We start from the raw sequence: 16,516 nt of genomic DNA on the forward strand, positions 1-16,516 counted from the left end.
CTCGCCGGTTCGTGGAGTACCGCGGCCACCGGGAGGTCGTCGACCGGGTGAATACTTATTCGGCTATCCGCACAGTATCGGATATGGAAATCTCCGAGACGGACCTGCCGGGAGTCGGCAAACGGTTTGAGCTGCCGGTCCACGACGGCTCGGCGCTCGTCGTGGTGGTCCATAACACCGGCAAACACGAGATATTTAAAAAGAAGGCGGCGGACGCCGACGCCGACCGGATCGTCGAGCTCAGCGAGGACGAAGCCACGGCGTTGGGCTCGATCCTCGAAGACGTCCACTTCCAGCCCAGCGAGACGGATATGAGTTCGACGATGATCGGCGGCGACACCGTCATCGAGTGGTACACCCTCGACGACGACTCGCCGCTGGCCGGCACGACACTCGAAGCCAGCAGTATTCGGGACGAAACCGGAGTGACGGTGATCGCCGTCGAACGCGGGGCGGACGCCTACCCGAGTCCGCGGCCGGCCTTCGAGTTCGAAGCCGGGGACACACTCGTGACCATCGGCCGGAGCGACGAGCAGGCGGCGCTCGAAGCCCATCTCGAAGGAGGCGACTGACGGGGAACCGAGCGATTGACACTGCTGGCTCCCAAAGAGGTGGTATGGCCGAAACGAACCTGCGGGAGTTTCTCCGTACGGACGCGGTCCTGTTGGCGCTCATCCTGTTCGTCGGCATCGCCGGCTCCGGCGTCGCCCGCTGGGGGCTCGGACAGCTCGGACTGACCCGACTCGGCGAACTCGTCTTCATTATGGGGTACGGCGGCATGGTGTTCGTGCTGTGGTACGGCTGGATCCGGCCGCTGGACATCACCGGTCCCGAGTAGCTCCCACCCGATAGGACCCAGCCGGGTCACCGAAAGAACGGAAGTTTAATGCGGGTTTCACTGCGACCTACGAGCAAGCATGCTGCCGCTATTCGTCGACTCGATCCTCATCGACTACAACATCGGGCAGATCCTGCTGGCCGGATTCGTGCTGACGACGCTCGGAGCGTTGCCGCTGAAATCCCAGCAGGTCATCGCCATCAACACGATGCTGTTCGGCGTGATCTTCGTGTTGACACCGAAATCGCTGATGCCGAACTACTTCCTGTTTTTGGGGCTAACCCTCGTCGTCATCGGGCCGCTGGTGTACGCCACCGCCGACAGCTAGCGCCGATGGACCCAACCGGAGTTCGGCATCGACCGACCATGCGGCCGTCGGGTTCGCTATCTTTTTCACCCGACTGGGATAACCGAGCCGCATGATCACGGTTCGAGCGCCGGCGACGAGCGCCAACCTCGGCAGCGGCTTCGATGTGTTCGGGGTGGCACTCGACCGGCCCGCGGACGTGATCCGCGTCGAACGCGCCGAACGGACCACCATCGAGATCACCGGCGTCGGGAGCCAATACATCCCGACCGACCCCGAGAAAAACACCGTCGGCGCGGTCGTCGACGAACTCGACGCGCCGGCCCACATCGAGATCGACAAGGGCGTCCGGCCCGCGTCGGGACTCGGCTCGTCGGCCGCCAGCGCCGCGGCGGCGGCGGTCGCGCTCAACGAACTCTACGACCGCGGGCTCTCCCGCGAGGAGCTCGTCCCCATCGCCGCCGAAGGCGAAGCCGTCGTCTCGGGGGTCGCCCACGCCGACAACGTCGCGCCGTCGATCCTCGGCGGCTTCACGATCGCCACCGCCGACGGCGTCCACGCGGTCGACGCCGACATCCCGGTCGTGGCCTGTCTCCCCGAGATCGCCGTCTCGACCCGTGACGCCCGCGAGGTCGTCCCCGAGACCGCGAGCATGGAGCAGTTGGTCGAGACCGTCGGCAACGCCGCGACGCTGACCGCGGGGATGTACCGGTCGGATCCCGAACTCGTCGGCCGCGGGATGGCCGATCCGTTGGTGACGCCCGCGCGGGCGGAGCTTATCACCGGCTACGAGGGAGTCTCGCAAGCGGCCCGCGAGGCGGGGGCGCTCGGCGTCACCGTCAGCGGAGCCGGCCCCTCGCTGCTCGCGGTCTGTCACGAACACCACCGGCGCGACGTGGCCGCGGCGATGCTCGATGCGTTCGCCGACGCCGGCGTCGACGCCCGCGCCTACCAGACACGGGTGAGTCGGGGCGCAAGACTGCTCTGATTCCGAGACGTTATTCCGAAGAGACACCATACGACCGGTCGTGAACCTCGATTTCGACGGTCGGTTCGAGACGGTGTCGACCGGCCGCCATCTCGCAACACGGATCGCCATCCTGATCGCCGCCGGTGGCCTGCTGTACATCCTACGGCCCCTCGTCCACGGGCTCGTCTACCCCATCGTCTACTCGCCGACGGGGCTGCTCGTCGGCGGGGTGACGATCCTCGTGGCGGTCGGTCTCTGGCTCGCGCCGCCGCTGCAGACCGACGGCCGGGAGGTCGACGGCGGCTCGTTAGGGCTGTTTGTGAGCGATTCGGCCGTGCTGAAGCTCTCCCTGTTGGGTACGGTCTTCGGCATCGCCGTCGTGATCGGCTTCGTCTACTCGGTGCCGGCCGGGATGGTCGCCGAGTCGACGCTGGCCGACCGGACGATGGCCGACAGCGAACCGATCGACGGCTTCCCGGCGATCAACGCCGACAATCCCCGGATCGTGCCGCGAGCGGTCGCCGACGTCCAGACGCGGGGGTCGACGTCCTACCGGACCCACCGGTTGGGGCCGAGCGATATCGCCCGCGCCGAAGACGGGACGCTGGCGTGGTCCTATGCCATCGAACCCGACGGTCCGCGGAACAAGCTCCTGAGCAACCAGCGCGGCGTCCTGCTGTCGGATATGACCCGGATGGAAAACCGATCGATCACGGCCTACGACGACCAGCCGTTCGCCGTCGGCGAGGGGATGTACCTCCAGCGGGGGGCCGACTGGAACCTGAAGTCGACCGACTACCTGACGCGGTACTACGATGATGCCGTCGAGTTCACCCACGACGGGACCGCCTACATGTACTACCCCAAAACGGGCCACGAGTGGCAGCTGACCCCGATCCCACACACGGTCCCGGTCTGGGACGGCGGCGCGCTCATCAGCCCCGACGGGACGATCACCCATCTGACGCCCACGGAGGCACAGGAAAGCGAGATCCTCGACGGCCAGCGACTCTATCCCCTCTACAACACCGACCGAGAGATGGGGTCGCTGGGCTACCGGAACGGGATCATCAACCAACTCCCGGTTGTCGGCGAGCACGAAAACGAGATCGAAGTCGCCGCACTCCCGGCGGGCGCTGGCAACGACCAGCCGTTCGTAGTCGATCTCGAAGGCGAACGGTTGAGCTACGTGACCGCCATGGAACCGTACGGCGAGGATTCCCGCGGCCTCGACGAGATCTTCTTCGTCGACGCCACGACCGGCGAGAGCCGGTATTTCGCCTCCGAGGGCGAGACGCTCACCGGCCCCGAGCGGGCGATGGGGATCGTTCGGTCGGCGGACTCCCAGACCGGCTGGGGTGACAACTTCGTCGTCGTCGAACCGGTGCCGGTCTTCGTCGACGACGACCTGTGGTGGCACAGCAAGGTCGTCCCGACCGACAACACCGACATCAGCCGCAACGTGTTCGTCAACGCCGACAGCGGCGAGGCGGTCTCGCTTGTGACCACCGACGCGGTGCGGTCGTTCCTCGCCGGCGAGGACGTCGACGACGAGGGCGTCGACACCGAGCCAGCACCCGACAGCGACGGGGTCGACTACTACATCGTCATCACCGACAGCAACGGCGAGGAGATCGAGCGGATTCCGGTCGCCCCCGGCGAAAACCCCCGCATCGAATACGTTCCAGCCGGCGAGACTGACGACGGCAGCGAAAACAGTAGCGATCCGGCCAGCTAGACGCCGCGGCCTTGGAGGCGTTCTTCGTCCGGGATCGAATCGTTCGACTGCCCTTTCATGCCGCTGCCGGCTTCGGTCGCGATCTCGGCGAGTCGGTCGGGGTCGTCCCAGTTGTTGACCGCCTCGACAATGGACTCGCCCATCGCTTCGGGATCCTCCGCACCGAAGATGCCCGAGCCGACGAAGATGCCGTCACAGTCGTGGTGCATCATCAGTGCGGCGTCGGCGGGCGTAGCGATCCCACCGGCGGCGAAGTTGACGACCGGGAGCCGACCCATCTCGGCGGCCTCGTGAACTAACTCGCGGGGCGCGCCGTGTTCCCGGGCCCACTTCTCTCGCTCCTCGTGGTCCAGTCCCTCGATCGTGCGGATCTGGTTCATCATCGTCCGCTGGTGCTGGACGGCCTGATTGACGTCGCCCGTTCCGGCTTCGCCCTTCGTGCGGATCATCGCCGCGCCCTCGTGGATCCGACGGAGGGCTTCGGGGAGGTTCCGGGCTCCACAGACGAACGGCGAGGTAAACTCGCTTTTGTCGATGTGGTACTCGTCGTCGGCTGGAGTCAGGACCTCGGATTCGTCGATCATGTCGACGCCGAGGGCTTCGAGAATCTGGGCCTCGGTGTGGTGGCCGATCCGGGATTTGCCCATCACCGGAATCGACACCTCGTCGATGATCTCGCTGACCTTCGAAGGATCGGGCATCCGCGCGACCCCGCCGCGCTTGCGGATGTCCGCCGGAACGGCTTCGAGTGCCATCACCGCGACAGCCCCGGCGTCCTCGGCGATCCGTGCCTGTTCGGCATTGACGACGTCCATGATGACGCCGCCCTTCTGCATCTGTGCGAAGCCGCGTTTCACCAACTCAGTGCCGCGCCGCAGCGTCCCGAGATCGGTTGGTTCCGACATACCATTTCTTGGGGCCGAACACACTTAACGCGTGTTCTTTTCGACCTCACGGGCGTCGAATCGACTACGGTTTGATCGGTCAGCGGTCGCCACAGCGGACGTTCTCCGAGTCGACGCGACAGTCCCAAGCCGAGTTCGGGAGCGACGGATCGGTACACCGAGACCCTCGTGTCAGGGAGAAGCGAGCGCGACAAACAACAGGTGCTGTCGACCGGTGGAAACCGAATCGAAAAGCCGCAGACGGCAGCCGGCTACTCGTTGCCGAACATCTGCCGCATCATCGGATGCATCTCCATCATCTGCTCTTCGGCGATCTCCTCGTACAGTTTATACGTAATCGAGACCGTCAGCAGCAGTCCGGTTCCGGAGACGTTGCCGATGGTGCCGAGCATGTTGGCCATCACGGCCAGCAGGCCGACGAGCGCGCCGCCGATGACGGTCACCTGCGGAATGTAGCGCTCCATGACTTTCTCGACGACCTGTGGGTTCCGGCGGAAGCCGGGGATCTGCATCCCCGAGTTCTGGATCTGCTTGGCGGTCGCCTCCGGCCCCATGCCGGTGGTTTCGACCCAGAACACCGCGAAGATCGCGCCGCCGACCAACATGAAGATCAGATCGATCGCAACGCGGAGGCCGACTTGCCACGGCTCGATCCCCGCGGGCGTCAGCCCGAGGAACCACATCCAGTCCTGTCGGGCCTGGATCGGTGCCAGATAGTAGAACAGCCCGTCGACGGGCTGGCCGTCGGCGTAGACGCCGAGGATCGTGGGCATCGCCTCGCCCATCTGGCTGTAGATGATCTGGCCGAGGAACTGGATGTTCGCCTGCAGGGCCCGCACGAGGATCATCGGCAGGACGCTCGCGTAGATCAGCTTCACCGGGAACCGGCCCCGGGCACCCCGAACGCGGGAGTGACTCAGCGGGATCTCGACGCGGACCGACTCGGCGTAGACGACCACGCCGAAGATCAACAGCGTCGTCACCAGCGCCAGCAGATCACCCGGCGGGAACAGCAGGTTCTGGAACCACTCGGCGGTGAACGTCGACCCGAGGGTCGTCTCGCCGAAGAGGATCCCGTACCAGCTGGCGAAGAAGCCCGAGGCACCGAGCGCCTCCCAACTGATCATGCCGCCGATGAGCTGTTGGCTCACGCCAGCGATAATGAACAGCCCGACACCGGAGCCGACACCCCACTTGCTCACGATCTCGTCCATGAACAGGATCAGGATGCCGCCGACGAACACCTGCGCGAAGATCACCAGCTGGACGCCGGTAACGCCGATGCCGAGGGCGTTGCCGACCGACTGGCTGGCCGGCAGGAAGTTCCCGGTAAACACCATCGGCGCGGCGGTCGCGATGGTCACGATGACGACCAGCAGCTTCTGGAGCCCCTGATAGAGCACCTGATCGCGCGGGTCGTTTTCGGTGTCCAGTCCCAAGAGGTTCGCGCCCCCAAGCAACTGGAGGACGATCGATGCGGTGACGATCGGGCCGATCCCGACCTGCAGGATCGAGCCCTGGCCACCCGCGAGGATCGACCGGAACTGGCCGAAGATGTCGCTCCCACCCGCGTCGAGGCCGAACAGCGTGATGTTGGTGAGGAAGAAGTAGATGCCGAGCACACCGGCGGTCCACAGCAGCTTCCGTTTGAACGGAACGTGACCCTCCGGCCGTGCCACTACGGGCATCCTCGTCAACACCGGTTCGGCGGCCTCCTTCCAACTCATGTTATGCTTCGTCCGAACGCTCTTCGTTTACGTCTTCCGCTTCGGTGTCTTCGGTGTCGGCTTCCTCGGCGCGCTCCGAGAGGACGGCGTCGCCGCCAGCCTCCTCGATACCCGCCACCGCACCGGCGGTAAACGCGTCGGCGGTGACGACCAGTTCGTTGCGAACCTGACCGTCGCCGAGTACCTTCACCACGTCGACGTCGTGGCCGGCGTCGACCACGTCGCGGGCGTCGATCACGTAGGCGTCACCGTCTTCGTCGGCGAGGTCGTCGGCGACGTAGAGCGCCGCGTCCTCGTCGAGCTTCTGGACGCTGATCTCCGCGACAGTGTCGGTGATCGAGTCCGGGCGGCTGAACCCGTGTTTGCCGAGCGGTTCGTAGTTGTGATACTCGTGTTTGTCGCGGCCCGCACGGCCGCGGCCACCACGGTGGCCGGCACCGCGCCGGTTCTTGTGGGTGCCGCCGCCGTGGGTTCGGGAGCCGCGCTGTCGGCGTTTCTTGGATCCCATTATCGCATCGCCTCCAGGAGCGTGTCGATATCTTCGGTGTCGTGGCGACCGAGCTGGCCACCCTCGATGACCGGGTGTTTGATGCCGTCGTGGCCACCGCGCGGCGGGTGGAGCCGAACGACCGGCGACAGCCCCTGCTCCCGCAGGGTCGTCTCCTCGTCGACGAGCGCCTCGGCGAGCGAGGCAACGTCGTCGTAGTCGGTGTTGTCGGCGACCCACGCGTCGTCGACGTCGGCGTCGCCTTCGTCGGCTTCGCCGCGTCGCTCGATGAGCGTCGCCACAACGTCGGCACTCGGTTCGCCGAAGGCAACGTAGTCGTTGACCTTCGTGATCATGCCGCGGTAGGTGTCGGTCTCCGGGACGAACGTGACGTGGTTGACGCTGTGCAGATTCAGCATCTGCAGCGTGTCACGGACGTCCTGGGACATGTTGACCTCACCGCGGAGTTGGACGAGTGCCTGCATTATTCGTTGGCCTCCTTCCGAACGGCCTTCGCGCGCTGGGGAGTCCGCGACTGGGCGGCGTTCTCCAGGGCGTTGAAGGTCGCTTTCGCGAGGTTGACCGTCGTCCGGGTGTTACCATCCGATTTCGTCCAGGCGTCCTGCACGCCGGCGAGTTCGAGGATGTTCCGAACGGTCTCGGCGGCCGCGAGCCCGAGGCCCTGCGGGGCGGGCATGATGCGGACCGTAACCGAGCCGGCCTTCCCTTCGGCGGTTCGGAGCAGGGAGTTGACCCCACCGGCGGAGTCCTCCCAGGATCCCGAGCCGCGGTCGACTTTGATGATGTTCAGCTTGGCAACGTCGATGGCCTTCTGGATCGCGCCGCCGACCTGCTCGTCGCGGGCCTGCGCGTATCCGAGGTAACCGTCGCGGTTGCCGACCACACAGACACAGCGGAACTTGACTCGGCGACCCGAGTCGGTCATCCGCTGGACCATGTTGATGTCGAGCACCTCGTCTTCCAGCCCCGGCAGGAGCTGGTCGACGATCTCCGGCTCCTTCAGCGGGAGCCCGGAAGCGAGTGCCTGATCCATCGTCGAAATATCGCCGCTCTGTACCTGTCGGCCGAGCCGCGTGCGCGGCTCCCAGCCGTCGTTATGTTGGCTCATTCGTCCTCCTGAATCGTTGCGAGCACGTCGTCGAAGTGCTCAGGTAGTTCGGAGGCATCGAAATCTCCACTGTACAGCGGCTCGTCGAGCTGGTCGGCGTAGTCGGCGATGTGTTCGCCGCGGTTGCGCGACCAGTCGGCCAGCACGCTGTCGTTGTGGGGGATCTCGAGCCCCGCGTCGATCGCTCCTTCCTGCACCGAAAACACCTTGTTACCCGGCGTCGCCGTGTTCAGCCCGATATCGAGGACGGCCTCAGAGAGACCGGCTTCGACCGCGCGGCTGCCAAGGAGGTAACCCGTCAGGTACGCGCTGGGGATGTTGCCCGTGGGGGCGTCCCAGCCGTACTCCGAGAGATCCTCGCTGGAGGCGGCAACGTGGGTGATATCGCCGTCGGGTCCGGGGGTGATCAGCTGCGCCCTGATGTGTTTGTTGCTCGTCCGGGCGACCAGACGGGGCTTGCCGGATTTCAGCAGGCGCAACCTCTGGTGGTAATCAGTACGGACCTCACGGCGGCGGCGCATCGGCACGTTGTATCGTGGTCCAGTTGCCATTATGCGTTCACCTCAATGCCGTAGTTGGTTCGGACGAAGGCTTCGAGCCGGTCGACGCTGTCGAACTCGCCACCGCTGGCTTTGTTGTACAGCTCGCGGTACTGCGTCCGGTCGATCGTTCCCTCCTCGCGGAGTTCCTTGAGTCGCTTCCGCTGGGCACGAATCCGGGAGACCCAACTGTCCTTGCGCGACTCGCGGGCGCCGGATTTGCCTTTGCGCTTCCCCTGGCCCTTCTTGTGGCCGTAGGAGCGTTTGGCGTCGCGTTCGCGGGCGCGACCGCGGGAGTTGCCCTGCGTGTCTTTCGTCTGGATGATCCCCTGGTCGACCAGATCCCGAATGTCCTCACGGGTGATCGCTTCGGCGATCTCCTCCTGTTCGTCGGGGTCGAGCCAGACACGACCCTTGCCGACGCCGAGGACGTCGGCGGCGAGTCGCTTCTGTGATCCGAGATCACTCATCGTCGTCGACCTCCACTTCGATGTAGGTTGGGTTCAGCACGCGAATCTCCTCGTCCTCGCAGATCTCCTCGATCCGCTCGCGTTTGCGGCCGCCGACCTTGCTGGCGATCCGCACCGCTTGGGTGTCGCCATCGATGTCGTCGAGGTCGTCGGCGTTGTGGACACGGACCTCCTCGAAGCCGCTGGGGTGAAGCCCACGGGCGGCTTTCGGCGAACGGAAGCCGGCCGAGACTTTCGGGCCCCGACTTTTCATGCCGCGGCGCTGTTTCGAGAGGCCACCACGCGGGCGGCGCCACGATTCGGGCGTCCGCTTTTTCATGTGGTAGTCCTGACGCTTGAAGGCGGGTTTACCCTCGCGTTTCTTCTGGGTGAGCGCCGCGTCGGTCTCCTCGTCGAGTTCGGGGGTCTTGTCGGCGTGGCCCCGGGCGACGAGTTCCGTCTCGACGTCCTCGGTCTCTTCTTCGAGTTCCGCCTCGGGCGTCTCGTCTTCGACCTCGGCCTCGGTCTCCTCGTCGACTTCGAGGTCGCCGACGCCGGCCTTGATCCGGGCGGCCAGCGCGTTGCCGATACCGTCGACCTCGCTGAGTTCGCCCTGACTGGCGGCCTTGACGTCTTCGATCGACTCGTAGCCTGCCTCGCGGAGTGCGTCGGCCTTCGAGGGGCCGACACCGCTGATGTCTTCTAGGTCTTGGGGTTCGTCTGCCATCTCAGGCACCTCCAGCCTTGGTCGGCTTCTCGACGATGTAGACGCCGTCCTGGAAGACGCGCGTGTCCTTGTCGTTGACCTTGGTGAGCTGTTCGATATCGGCGGCGGTCTGGCCGACGGCCTCCTTGTCGGAGCCCGTCAGTGTGACCTCTTCGCCGTCGACCTGTACCTCTGTGTCGCCACGGATCGGGGTCCGGCGGTCGGCCTTCTCCCCGAGGAAGTTCTCGATGACGACTTCGTCGCCCTCGACGGTGACTTGCATCGGGAAGTGAGCGTAGTGGACCTCCATCTTGTACTCCCAGCCGTCGGTGACGCCGTGGATCATGTTGCGAACGTGGCTTTCGAAGGTGCCGACGGTCGCGGTGGTCTTGGCGTCCTCGACGTCGGTCGCGATGACGACTTCGTCGTCGTCGACACTGACGTCGACGTCGGGGTACCAGAGGCGGCGCGTGACGCTGCCGTCCGGTCCCTCGACGGTGAGATCGAGGTGGTCTACCGTAGCGGACACGTCGTCCGGAAGGTGGATTGCTGTTCGTGTCATTTTTAGTAGACGTATGCGATCACTTGGCCACCGATGCCCGCTTCGCGGGCCTCGTAGTGGCTCATGACGCCGTGGCTCGTCGTGACGATGAGCGACCCGTAGTCACGGGCCGGGAGGAACCGTTTCTCCCACTTCTCGTAGCCGTCTGCGCCCACGGAGTACCGGGGCTTGACGATGCCACATTCGTTGATCGCGCCTTTCAGTTCGACCTCGAACTTCCCGGCCTTGCCGTCGTCGACGAATTCGAAGCCGTCGATGTATCCTCGGTCGTAGAAGACTTCGAGGATCGAGCCGATGATGTTCGAGGCGGGCTGTACCGTAATATCGAGATGGCCAACGCTTTCGGCGTTGTCGATGCCGGAGAGTGCGCTGGACAGTGGGTCGTTGCCTGCCATGGTTAGCTGTACTTCTTGAATCCCATGTCTCGGGCGACCTCGCGGAAGCACTGCCGACAGAGGTTGATGTCGTACTTGCCGACGAGCCCCTGTTCGCGCTCACAGCGCCGACAGGCCAGCTCCTGGCCCGTCCGCTCCGCGGTGTCTCCGGACGTCTGTTCTTCGCTTTCGCTCATTCATTGACCTCCACGTCGAACGTCGACGCGACGAAATTGGCTGCGTCGTCTGGTGTCATCCGGTGACCGCTCGGAATCGATCGGGTCTCCTTGTCTCGCTTCGAGACGCGGTAGCCTGGTCGGACGAGCGTCACGGTGACATCGAGCCCGTAGATACCGATCTGCGGGTCGTACTCCTGACTCGGGAACTCCGTGTGTTCGGCAACGCCGAAGCTGAAGTTACCGGTGTCGTCGAACTGCGAGACCGAAAGCTCCGTCAACGGCAGGGCCGTCTCGAGGAACTCGTGGGCGTCCTCGCCGCGGAGCGTCGTCTTCGCGCCGATCGGGTCACCCTCGCGGATGTCGAACTCGGCGATCGTCCGCTTGGCGAGCGTCTGAACGCTCTCCTGGCCCGCGATCTCTTCGAGGATCTCCTGGGCGTTCTGGAGTTCGCGGCCACCTTCGCCGACCGACATGTGGACGACGACCTTCTCGACGCGCGGCTCGCGCATGTCGTGGAACTCGGCTTCAGCCTCGCTCATTCGTCATCATCTCCCGTGAAGTTCTCGTCGATGACGACGACGTACTCTTCGACCGTCTCGAAGCTGTCGTCGCCCTCGACGCGGACGGTGTTCGAACCGCTACCGAGGGTGACGTCGATCTCCTCGACAGTGCCGATCTGGCCGGCGTGCTGACCGTCGACGGCGGTGACGAGTGCGCCCTCTTCGTAGACGAAGTGGGCGACGATCTCCTTGTCCTCGTTGTCGATGACAAGCGAGTCGTTCGTCGAGTACTCGCTGCCGTCGTCGGTGCGGACGTTGGTGCCGTCGTGGAGCGTCAACTGGAACTCGCCGCCAGTGACCTGCTCTTTGTTGACGATCTTGCCGAGCCGACTGCCTGCCGAGGCCTCGTCGATGGGGGTCAGCGCGAGCCGACCGCCCTCGTCGGGGAACACGCGGTAGAACTCGCCGCGCTCGGTGAAGGCGATGATGTCGAACATGCCGATCGGACGGCGTTCGTCGGAGATCGCATCCCCGTTGACGAGGATCGAGTCCTGATTCAGCGCGTAGCGCGCCTCCTTCTTCGAGTCGACGTAGCCGAGCACGTCCCGCAGCAGGACGAGCAGGGGCACGCCGGCCTCGCCGTGGGGGCCCGCACCGGCTTTCACGGTGTAGGTTTCGGTCTTCCGTTCGACCGGCCACGAGTTCGGTACCGAGAGTCGTTTCTGGTGGTTGCTCATTCGTTGTCCTCCTCGCTGCTGAGGCGGGCCTCGCGCCGTGGGTCGTCGAGATCCAGCCCGGTCACCTGCACGTTGCTGGCGTCGAGCGGTCGGGGAACCTCTTCACCGTCGGACTTCTCGACAGTGACTTCCTCGACGTGGATCTCGGCCTTTTTGAGGTCGACCGTCAGCACTTCGCCCTCGCTTCCGGCGTGGTCGCCACGCTGGACGACGACGGTGTCGCCGGCGTTGACGCGGACGCTCCGCTGGTCGTACTCCTCGCGGAGGTCGGCCGACAGCGGCGCTTTGACCTGCTCGTGTCGCTCGTGGAGCGACGCGTTGGCAGCGGATTTTCGCTGTTTGTGTGGTTGTCGTGTCATACTAGACGATCATCGTCGCCGTGGATGCGATGCTCCCGAAGCGCTCGGCGACTTCGCGTGCGATCGGGCCCTTGATGTCGGTCCCGCGAGGCTCCTCGTTCTCGTCGATGAGAACGGCGGCGTTGTCCTCGAATTTTACGCGAATGCCGTCCGGTCGACGGATCGGCTTACGCTGGCGGACGATGACTGCCTCCAGCACCTGCCGTCGCATTTCGGGGGTCCCCTTGGTGACCGAGACGGTCACCTTGTCGCCGAGACCGGCTTTGGGGTGTCGGTTCTTCGTCCCGGAGTAGCCCGCGACGCTGATGACTCGCAGTTCACGCGCGCCGGTGTTGTCGGCACACGTGATCAGCGAGCCCTTCTCGAGTCCCTGCGTCACGTCGGCTTTGAGGGCCTCCATCAGGCATCGCCTCCAAGCTTTTCGACGACGACGTGGGATTTCGTCTTCGAGAGCGGTCGGGTCTCCGCGATCGTTACTTCGTCACCTTCTTCGAGCTCATCGAGTACGCCGGGAACGTGGGCCGGAATACGGGACCGGCGTTTCATATACCGGTCGTATTTCGGCACGAACACGTCGTACTCCTGCTCGACGATGACGGTCTTTGCCATATCCGTCGAGACGACAGTCCCACTGCGGGTCTGGCCTCGAACGGGTAGCTGTCCGTAGAACGGACACTTCTCGTAGTCGTATTCCTCCGGGTTTTCGGGTTCCGGAGGCATAGGTACGTCAAGTCCTATCGCCATTTCGAATCTCCTGTGCGTTGGGTTCGGTCTGCAGGCCGTGAGAGTAGTCGGCTGCCATCCACCGTAACGTAGACTCCGCCCTCGCATCCACCCGGTTGGTTTGCGGAACATTCCGACGGCGAAGACTTGCGGGGGCGTACCCCCGCAGTTTCCTCCCCGAGTTCGAACGGAGACCCCGAGCCCTTCCGGCCCCGTCCCGGTGACGGGTCCGCCGCGGGATGATCTCCCGCTGCGATCTCGGCGGCTTCATCTGTGTGCACGCCTGCACCTTGGTCGTCTGTCGATTCCTCACTGAGCGCGAATTCGAACACCGAGTCCGCCTTCGGCACGCGTTTCTCGCCCGAGGCAGTCGACACGACGAGCGTGTGCATCGTCTCGCTGACGACCCGCCCTGAAAGGCCGACGAAGTCGGCACTGGCGGCGTCGACCACCCGAAGCGGGAGGCCGATGAGTTCGTGTCGTGTGAGTGTCTCGGGCGTTCGCGGCATCGTTAGGCGTCGTCGTCTTCGAAGTCGCCTTCTTCGGTCTGGATCGTCTTCATCCGGGCGATGGTCCGGCGAAGCTCCTTGAGCTCGCTGGGGTTTTCGGGGACGCCACCGGCGGCCTGTAGGGCCTTGAGGTTGAGCAGCTCGGTTTCGAGCTCTTCGAGCTCGACCTCGCGCTCGGCGGGCGTCATGTCCCGGATCTCCTCGGCGTAGAGGATCGCCATCAGTTATCGACCTCCTCGTCGTCGTCTTCCATCTCGGCAACGAGATCGGCTGCCTCCTCGGCAACGTCCTCGTCGAGTTCCTCCTCGTCATCGTCGGCCGCGTCGTCGGCATCGGCGTCGGCGTCAGCCTCGGCGTCGTCCTCGTCGGCGGTCTCCTCGTCGATGACTTCCTCGACGATCTCCTCGTCGATGACCTCGGCGGGATCCTCGTCGGGCACCTCGACGTCGTCTGCCGGCTCGGCCTCGGCGGCCTCCGGCACCTCGTCGGGCTCCTCCGCGAGCAGCGACTCGACGCTCTCGCCGTCGTCGGCCTGCTCGACATCCTCGATCTCGACGTCCTCGTGGATCTCGAAGTCGTCCGGCAGGGTGGCTCCCGGCGGGATGATCTTGACGGTGACGCCGATGGTTCCGAGCTTCATCACGGCGACGCCCTGCCCCTCGTCGACGACGGTCTGGGCGGGTTCGCCGTTGTGTTTGATGTAGCCGCGGTTGAACTTCTCGACGCGGGAACGGGCACCGGTCACCTTGCCGCTGAGGACGATCTCAGCGCCGAGTGCGCCGGCCTCCATGATGCGGTCGATGGTGGTGTGACCCGCCTTCCGGAAGTACCAGCCACGCTCGAGGGCGTTGGCCAGTCGGTCGGCGACGATCCGGGCGTTGAGGTCCGGCTCCTCGACTTCCTGGACGTCGATCTGGGGGTCTTCCATCCCGAACCGTTCGGTGAGTTCGGTGGTGATCTTCCGAATGTTCTTGCCGCCTTTCCCGATGACCATCCCGGGCTTTTCGGCCTTGAGGACGATCTGCGTTCCCATCGGGGTTTTGGCGATGTCCATGCCGCCGTAGCCTGCGCGGCCGAGTTCGTCGCCGAAGAACTCGTCGATCTGGGCGCGCTGCAGGCCGTTTTCGATGAACTGCTGTTCGTCTGCCATTAGTTATCCGCCTCCGATGTTTCGAGGATCAGTTCGACGTCACAGAGCGTGGTGTTCCACCCGCTGGCGCGGCCGAACGCACGTGGCTGTCGACCGGGCTGTTCGCCCACCTTGTGGGGGGCGACGTGTTTGATCACCATCTCGGGGCCGTCGAACCCCTGATTCTCGCCGTTGTTGCGGGCGTTCTCCAGCAGCCGCTGGAAGTCCTTGGCTGCCTTCTCGGGGTAGCGGCCGGCGTCCCAGCCGTCGATATCCGAGCGGTGACCGACGCCGGTGTTGTGCTGTTTGAACGGCACCGACTGCTCGCCGTCGATCACGTCGTCGAGGTAGGCCTCGGCCTCCGCGACGGTCTTGCCTTTGATGGCCTTCGAGATGGCCTTGCTGTGCTTCAGGCTGATGGGCCGCTCCCGGAGCATCGCTTTCGCGGTCGTGTCGGGATCGGCCTCGACGCTGTAGTTGATTCCCATGGTTTACTTGAGAGGCACGAACTTCGATGAACGGGTCGCGCCAATCCCGGCCTGTCCGTGTTCGACCGAGGTCCGCGTGAGCTGGAACTCGCCGAGGTAGTGGCCGATCATCTCGGGTTCGACCTCGACACGCTCGAAGCTCTGCCCGGTGTAGACGGCGAACGTCAGTCCGACGAACTCCGGCAGGACCGGCATGTCCCGCAGGTGGGTTCGGACCGGGTTGTTGGCCGTCTCCTCGGCGGTCTTGTCCTCGACCTTCTCGAGGAGCTTCTGGTGTTCCTCCGAGAGCCCACGGAGAATGGTTCGCCGCTGTCGAGCGGGGAGCAGTTCTGCCACCTCGTCGAGCTCCATCGCTTGGAGTTCGTCGAGGTCGTAACCGCGGTATGTGAACTCGCCCTCTCGGCCAGTTCGGTATTCTGTGCTGCTCATTAGTCACGTCCTCCTTTGCCGCCGCGTCCGGTTCGCTTCGAGGCGATGTCGCCGACCTTCCGTCCCGGCGGGGCGTCCCGCGAAACGGATTTCGGTTTGCCGGGGTGCTGACGGCCACCGCCACCGAAGGGGTGGTCGATCGCGTTCATGGCAACCCCACGGACCCGCGGGTACTTCGTCCCCCGTGCTTTCATCTTGTGGTACTTGTTGCCTGCCTTGACAAACGGCTTTTCGGTCCGGCCACCGCCGGCGACGACGCCGATCGTGGCGCGACAGTCGGGGTTGAGCCGTTTGACCTCGCCGCTCGGCAGCTGGACGACCGCGACGTTGCGGTCGTGTGTCATCAGCTGCGCCGAGACGCCCGTAGAGCGGGCGAACTTCCCGCCGTCGCCCGGCGAGCTCTCGACGTTACAGACCGGCACGCCCTCGGGGATCTCTCCCAGTGGCAGCGTGTTGCCGGGTTTGATCTCCGCGCTGACGCCGACCTGAATCGTCTCGCCGACCGTGATACCCTCGGGGGCGAGGACGAGTCGACGGTCGCCGTCCTCGAACTCGATGTCCGCAAGGGGGGCGCTCCGGGCGGGGTCGTGTTCGATGTCGACGACCTCGCCGGAGATGGTGTCGTGGTCTTCGGACTTCTTGTGCGACAGTTCTGCCTTGTAGCGGTGGGATGGGGCCCGGAACGTTGGGCCGCCACGACCGCGTCGTTGTCCCTGAATTCGTCGTCCCATC

At 64.9% G+C, this 16,516-nt stretch carries 27 protein-coding genes; 5 read left to right on the forward strand and 22 right to left on the reverse strand.

Features of this window, described 5'->3' with window-relative positions; genetic code table 11:
• The first annotated feature begins 83 nt into the window (after positions 1-83).
• From NKJ34_RS11925 to NKJ34_RS11945, 5 genes are all read left to right on the forward strand, one after another.
• Positions 84-572: a cation:proton antiporter regulatory subunit gene (locus NKJ34_RS11925; RefSeq protein WP_253738528.1), complete on the forward strand. Its 489-nt coding sequence runs from the start codon at positions 84-86 to the stop codon at positions 570-572.
• Positions 573-616: 44 nt separating this feature from the next.
• A complete protein-coding gene (locus NKJ34_RS11930; RefSeq protein WP_253738529.1) occupies positions 617-838 on the forward strand; it encodes a DUF7996 family protein in 222 nt (73 codons plus the stop codon).
• Positions 839-917: 79 nt separating this feature from the next.
• Positions 918-1,166 carry a DUF8006 family protein gene (locus NKJ34_RS11935; protein ID WP_253738530.1) on the forward strand — a complete coding sequence of 83 codons (249 nt, stop codon included), beginning with the start codon at positions 918-920 and terminating at the stop codon, positions 1,164-1,166.
• Positions 1,167-1,257: 91 nt separating this feature from the next.
• Positions 1,258-2,133, forward strand: a complete 876-nt coding sequence (locus NKJ34_RS11940) for a homoserine kinase (RefSeq protein WP_253738531.1) — start codon at positions 1,258-1,260, stop codon at positions 2,131-2,133.
• Positions 2,134-2,173: 40 nt separating this feature from the next.
• A complete protein-coding gene (locus NKJ34_RS11945) occupies positions 2,174-3,853 on the forward strand; it encodes a hypothetical protein (RefSeq protein WP_253738532.1) in 1,680 nt (559 codons plus the stop codon).
• Here the strand turns inward: NKJ34_RS11945 and pdxS are convergent.
• The 22 genes from pdxS to NKJ34_RS12055 form a co-directional block, all read right to left on the reverse strand.
• Entirely contained in the window at positions 3,850-4,758 is a 909-nt protein-coding gene (gene pdxS / locus NKJ34_RS11950) for a pyridoxal 5'-phosphate synthase lyase subunit PdxS (protein ID WP_253738533.1), read from the reverse strand. The two genes, NKJ34_RS11945 and pdxS, sit on opposite strands and share 4 nt — an antisense overlap.
• A 251-nt stretch (positions 4,759-5,009) precedes the next feature.
• On the reverse strand, positions 5,010-6,485 hold the full coding sequence (gene secY / locus NKJ34_RS11955) for a preprotein translocase subunit SecY (protein WP_253738534.1): 1,476 nt from the start codon (positions 6,483-6,485) through the stop codon (positions 5,010-5,012).
• Between the two features lies 1 nt (position 6,486).
• Positions 6,487-6,993 (reverse strand): uL15m family ribosomal protein, encoded by a 507-nt coding sequence (locus NKJ34_RS11960; RefSeq protein ID WP_253738535.1) that lies wholly within the window; start codon positions 6,991-6,993, stop codon positions 6,487-6,489.
• Positions 6,993-7,457: a 50S ribosomal protein L30 gene (gene rpmD / locus NKJ34_RS11965; RefSeq protein WP_253738536.1), complete on the reverse strand. Its 465-nt coding sequence runs from the start codon at positions 7,455-7,457 to the stop codon at positions 6,993-6,995. The genes NKJ34_RS11960 and rpmD overlap by 1 nt, the downstream gene beginning before the upstream one ends.
• Positions 7,457-8,101 carry a 30S ribosomal protein S5 gene (locus NKJ34_RS11970; RefSeq protein WP_253738537.1) on the reverse strand — a complete coding sequence of 215 codons (645 nt, stop codon included), beginning with the start codon at positions 8,099-8,101 and terminating at the stop codon, positions 7,457-7,459. Before NKJ34_RS11970 ends, rpmD begins: the two co-directional genes overlap by 1 nt.
• A complete protein-coding gene (locus NKJ34_RS11975) occupies positions 8,098-8,652 on the reverse strand; it encodes a 50S ribosomal protein L18 (RefSeq protein ID WP_253738538.1) in 555 nt (184 codons plus the stop codon). Before NKJ34_RS11975 ends, NKJ34_RS11970 begins: the two co-directional genes overlap by 4 nt.
• Complete coding sequence (locus tag NKJ34_RS11980) at positions 8,652-9,110, reverse strand: 50S ribosomal protein L19e (protein WP_253738539.1); 459 nt, start codon at positions 9,108-9,110, stop codon at positions 8,652-8,654. The genes NKJ34_RS11975 and NKJ34_RS11980 overlap by 1 nt, the downstream gene beginning before the upstream one ends.
• Positions 9,103-9,816, reverse strand: a complete 714-nt coding sequence (locus NKJ34_RS11985; protein WP_253738540.1) for a 50S ribosomal protein L32e — start codon at positions 9,814-9,816, stop codon at positions 9,103-9,105. Before NKJ34_RS11985 ends, NKJ34_RS11980 begins: the two co-directional genes overlap by 8 nt.
• A 1-nt stretch (position 9,817) precedes the next feature.
• Complete coding sequence (locus NKJ34_RS11990) at positions 9,818-10,357, reverse strand: 50S ribosomal protein L6 (protein ID WP_253738541.1); 540 nt, start codon at positions 10,355-10,357, stop codon at positions 9,818-9,820.
• Between the two features lie 2 nt (positions 10,358-10,359).
• Complete coding sequence (locus NKJ34_RS11995; RefSeq protein WP_253738542.1) at positions 10,360-10,752, reverse strand: 30S ribosomal protein S8; 393 nt, start codon at positions 10,750-10,752, stop codon at positions 10,360-10,362.
• 2 nt (positions 10,753-10,754) lie between these two features.
• Positions 10,755-10,928, reverse strand: coding sequence for a 30S ribosomal protein S14 (locus NKJ34_RS12000; protein ID WP_253738543.1), 174 nt, complete (start codon positions 10,926-10,928; stop codon positions 10,755-10,757).
• Positions 10,925-11,449 (reverse strand): 50S ribosomal protein L5, encoded by a 525-nt coding sequence (locus NKJ34_RS12005; RefSeq protein ID WP_253738544.1) that lies wholly within the window; start codon positions 11,447-11,449, stop codon positions 10,925-10,927. The genes NKJ34_RS12000 and NKJ34_RS12005 overlap by 4 nt, the downstream gene beginning before the upstream one ends.
• Entirely contained in the window at positions 11,446-12,147 is a 702-nt protein-coding gene (locus NKJ34_RS12010; RefSeq protein ID WP_253738545.1) for a 30S ribosomal protein S4e, read from the reverse strand. Before NKJ34_RS12010 ends, NKJ34_RS12005 begins: the two co-directional genes overlap by 4 nt.
• Positions 12,144-12,506 carry a 50S ribosomal protein L24 gene (rplX, locus tag NKJ34_RS12015; protein WP_253738546.1) on the reverse strand — a complete coding sequence of 121 codons (363 nt, stop codon included), beginning with the start codon at positions 12,504-12,506 and terminating at the stop codon, positions 12,144-12,146. The genes NKJ34_RS12010 and rplX overlap by 4 nt, the downstream gene beginning before the upstream one ends.
• 1 nt (position 12,507) lies before the next feature.
• Positions 12,508-12,906: a 50S ribosomal protein L14 gene (locus tag NKJ34_RS12020; protein ID WP_253738547.1), complete on the reverse strand. Its 399-nt coding sequence runs from the start codon at positions 12,904-12,906 to the stop codon at positions 12,508-12,510.
• Positions 12,906-13,250 (reverse strand): 30S ribosomal protein S17, encoded by a 345-nt coding sequence (locus tag NKJ34_RS12025; RefSeq protein ID WP_253738548.1) that lies wholly within the window; start codon positions 13,248-13,250, stop codon positions 12,906-12,908. Before NKJ34_RS12025 ends, NKJ34_RS12020 begins: the two co-directional genes overlap by 1 nt.
• The gene (locus NKJ34_RS12030) at positions 13,241-13,738 is read right to left on the reverse strand and encodes a ribonuclease P protein component 1 (RefSeq protein WP_253738549.1); all 498 of its coding nucleotides are present in this window, start codon (positions 13,736-13,738) and stop codon (positions 13,241-13,243) included. The genes NKJ34_RS12025 and NKJ34_RS12030 overlap by 10 nt, the downstream gene beginning before the upstream one ends.
• Positions 13,739-13,740: 2 nt before the next feature.
• Positions 13,741-13,959 (reverse strand): 50S ribosomal protein L29, encoded by a 219-nt coding sequence (gene rpmC / locus NKJ34_RS12035; RefSeq protein WP_253738550.1) that lies wholly within the window; start codon positions 13,957-13,959, stop codon positions 13,741-13,743.
• Positions 13,959-14,888, reverse strand: a complete 930-nt coding sequence (locus NKJ34_RS12040) for a 30S ribosomal protein S3 (RefSeq protein WP_253738551.1) — start codon at positions 14,886-14,888, stop codon at positions 13,959-13,961. The genes rpmC and NKJ34_RS12040 overlap by 1 nt, the downstream gene beginning before the upstream one ends.
• Positions 14,888-15,355, reverse strand: a complete 468-nt coding sequence (locus tag NKJ34_RS12045; RefSeq protein ID WP_253738552.1) for a 50S ribosomal protein L22 — start codon at positions 15,353-15,355, stop codon at positions 14,888-14,890. Before NKJ34_RS12045 ends, NKJ34_RS12040 begins: the two co-directional genes overlap by 1 nt.
• A 3-nt stretch (positions 15,356-15,358) precedes the next feature.
• Complete coding sequence (locus NKJ34_RS12050) at positions 15,359-15,784, reverse strand: 30S ribosomal protein S19 (protein ID WP_253738553.1); 426 nt, start codon at positions 15,782-15,784, stop codon at positions 15,359-15,361.
• The gene (locus NKJ34_RS12055) at positions 15,784-16,515 is read right to left on the reverse strand and encodes a 50S ribosomal protein L2 (protein WP_253738554.1); all 732 of its coding nucleotides are present in this window, start codon (positions 16,513-16,515) and stop codon (positions 15,784-15,786) included. Before NKJ34_RS12055 ends, NKJ34_RS12050 begins: the two co-directional genes overlap by 1 nt.
• Between the last annotated feature and the right edge of the window lies 1 nt (position 16,516).

Origin of the sequence: Halohasta salina (genome assembly GCF_024178165.1) — an archaeon.
Classification (GTDB): domain Archaea; phylum Halobacteriota; class Halobacteria; order Halobacteriales; family Haloferacaceae; genus Halohasta; species Halohasta salina.

Bases quoted from the DNA above. Each gene is read 5' to 3' on its own strand.
- NKJ34_RS12020 (WP_253738547.1), bottom strand. From the start codon at position 12,906: ATGGAGGCCCTCAAAGCCGACGTGACGCAGGGACTCGAGAAGGGCTCG.
- rplX (WP_253738546.1), bottom strand. From the start codon at position 12,506: ATGACACGACAACCACACAAACAGCGAAAATCCGCTGCCAACGCGTCG.
- NKJ34_RS11940 (WP_253738531.1), top strand. From the start codon at position 1,258: ATGATCACGGTTCGAGCGCCGGCGACGAGCGCCAACCTCGGCAGCGGC.
- NKJ34_RS11960 (WP_253738535.1), bottom strand. From the start codon at position 6,993: ATGGGATCCAAGAAACGCCGACAGCGCGGCTCCCGAACCCACGGCGGC.
- NKJ34_RS11975 (WP_253738538.1), bottom strand. From the start codon at position 8,652: ATGGCAACTGGACCACGATACAACGTGCCGATGCGCCGCCGCCGTGAG.
- NKJ34_RS11930 (WP_253738529.1), top strand. From the start codon at position 617: ATGGCCGAAACGAACCTGCGGGAGTTTCTCCGTACGGACGCGGTCCTG.
- rpmD (WP_253738536.1), bottom strand. From the start codon at position 7,457: ATGCAGGCACTCGTCCAACTCCGCGGTGAGGTCAACATGTCCCAGGAC.
- NKJ34_RS11980 (WP_253738539.1), bottom strand. From the start codon at position 9,110: ATGAGTGATCTCGGATCACAGAAGCGACTCGCCGCCGACGTCCTCGGC.
- rpmC (WP_253738550.1), bottom strand. From the start codon at position 13,959: ATGGCGATCCTCTACGCCGAGGAGATCCGGGACATGACGCCCGCCGAG.
- secY (WP_253738534.1), bottom strand. From the start codon at position 6,485: ATGAGTTGGAAGGAGGCCGCCGAACCGGTGTTGACGAGGATGCCCGTA.
- NKJ34_RS12025 (WP_253738548.1), bottom strand. From the start codon at position 13,250: ATGGCGATAGGACTTGACGTACCTATGCCTCCGGAACCCGAAAACCCG.
- NKJ34_RS12040 (WP_253738551.1), bottom strand. From the start codon at position 14,888: ATGGCAGACGAACAGCAGTTCATCGAAAACGGCCTGCAGCGCGCCCAG.
- NKJ34_RS11995 (WP_253738542.1), bottom strand. From the start codon at position 10,752: ATGGCAGGCAACGACCCACTGTCCAGCGCACTCTCCGGCATCGACAAC.
- NKJ34_RS12010 (WP_253738545.1), bottom strand. From the start codon at position 12,147: ATGAGCAACCACCAGAAACGACTCTCGGTACCGAACTCGTGGCCGGTC.
- NKJ34_RS11935 (WP_253738530.1), top strand. From the start codon at position 918: ATGCTGCCGCTATTCGTCGACTCGATCCTCATCGACTACAACATCGGG.
- NKJ34_RS12005 (WP_253738544.1), bottom strand. From the start codon at position 11,449: ATGAGCGAGGCTGAAGCCGAGTTCCACGACATGCGCGAGCCGCGCGTC.
- NKJ34_RS12030 (WP_253738549.1), bottom strand. From the start codon at position 13,738: ATGCCGCGAACGCCCGAGACACTCACACGACACGAACTCATCGGCCTC.
- NKJ34_RS12000 (WP_253738543.1), bottom strand. From the start codon at position 10,928: ATGAGCGAAAGCGAAGAACAGACGTCCGGAGACACCGCGGAGCGGACG.
- NKJ34_RS12045 (WP_253738552.1), bottom strand. From the start codon at position 15,355: ATGGGAATCAACTACAGCGTCGAGGCCGATCCCGACACGACCGCGAAA.
- NKJ34_RS11985 (WP_253738540.1), bottom strand. From the start codon at position 9,816: ATGGCAGACGAACCCCAAGACCTAGAAGACATCAGCGGTGTCGGCCCC.
- NKJ34_RS11970 (WP_253738537.1), bottom strand. From the start codon at position 8,101: ATGAGCCAACATAACGACGGCTGGGAGCCGCGCACGCGGCTCGGCCGA.
- pdxS (WP_253738533.1), bottom strand. From the start codon at position 4,758: ATGTCGGAACCAACCGATCTCGGGACGCTGCGGCGCGGCACTGAGTTG.
- NKJ34_RS11925 (WP_253738528.1), top strand. From the start codon at position 84: ATGGAAATCTCCGAGACGGACCTGCCGGGAGTCGGCAAACGGTTTGAG.
- NKJ34_RS12055 (WP_253738554.1), bottom strand. From the start codon at position 16,515: ATGGGACGACGAATTCAGGGACAACGACGCGGTCGTGGCGGCCCAACG.
- NKJ34_RS11990 (WP_253738541.1), bottom strand. From the start codon at position 10,357: ATGACACGAACAGCAATCCACCTTCCGGACGACGTGTCCGCTACGGTA.
- NKJ34_RS12050 (WP_253738553.1), bottom strand. From the start codon at position 15,784: ATGAGCAGCACAGAATACCGAACTGGCCGAGAGGGCGAGTTCACATAC.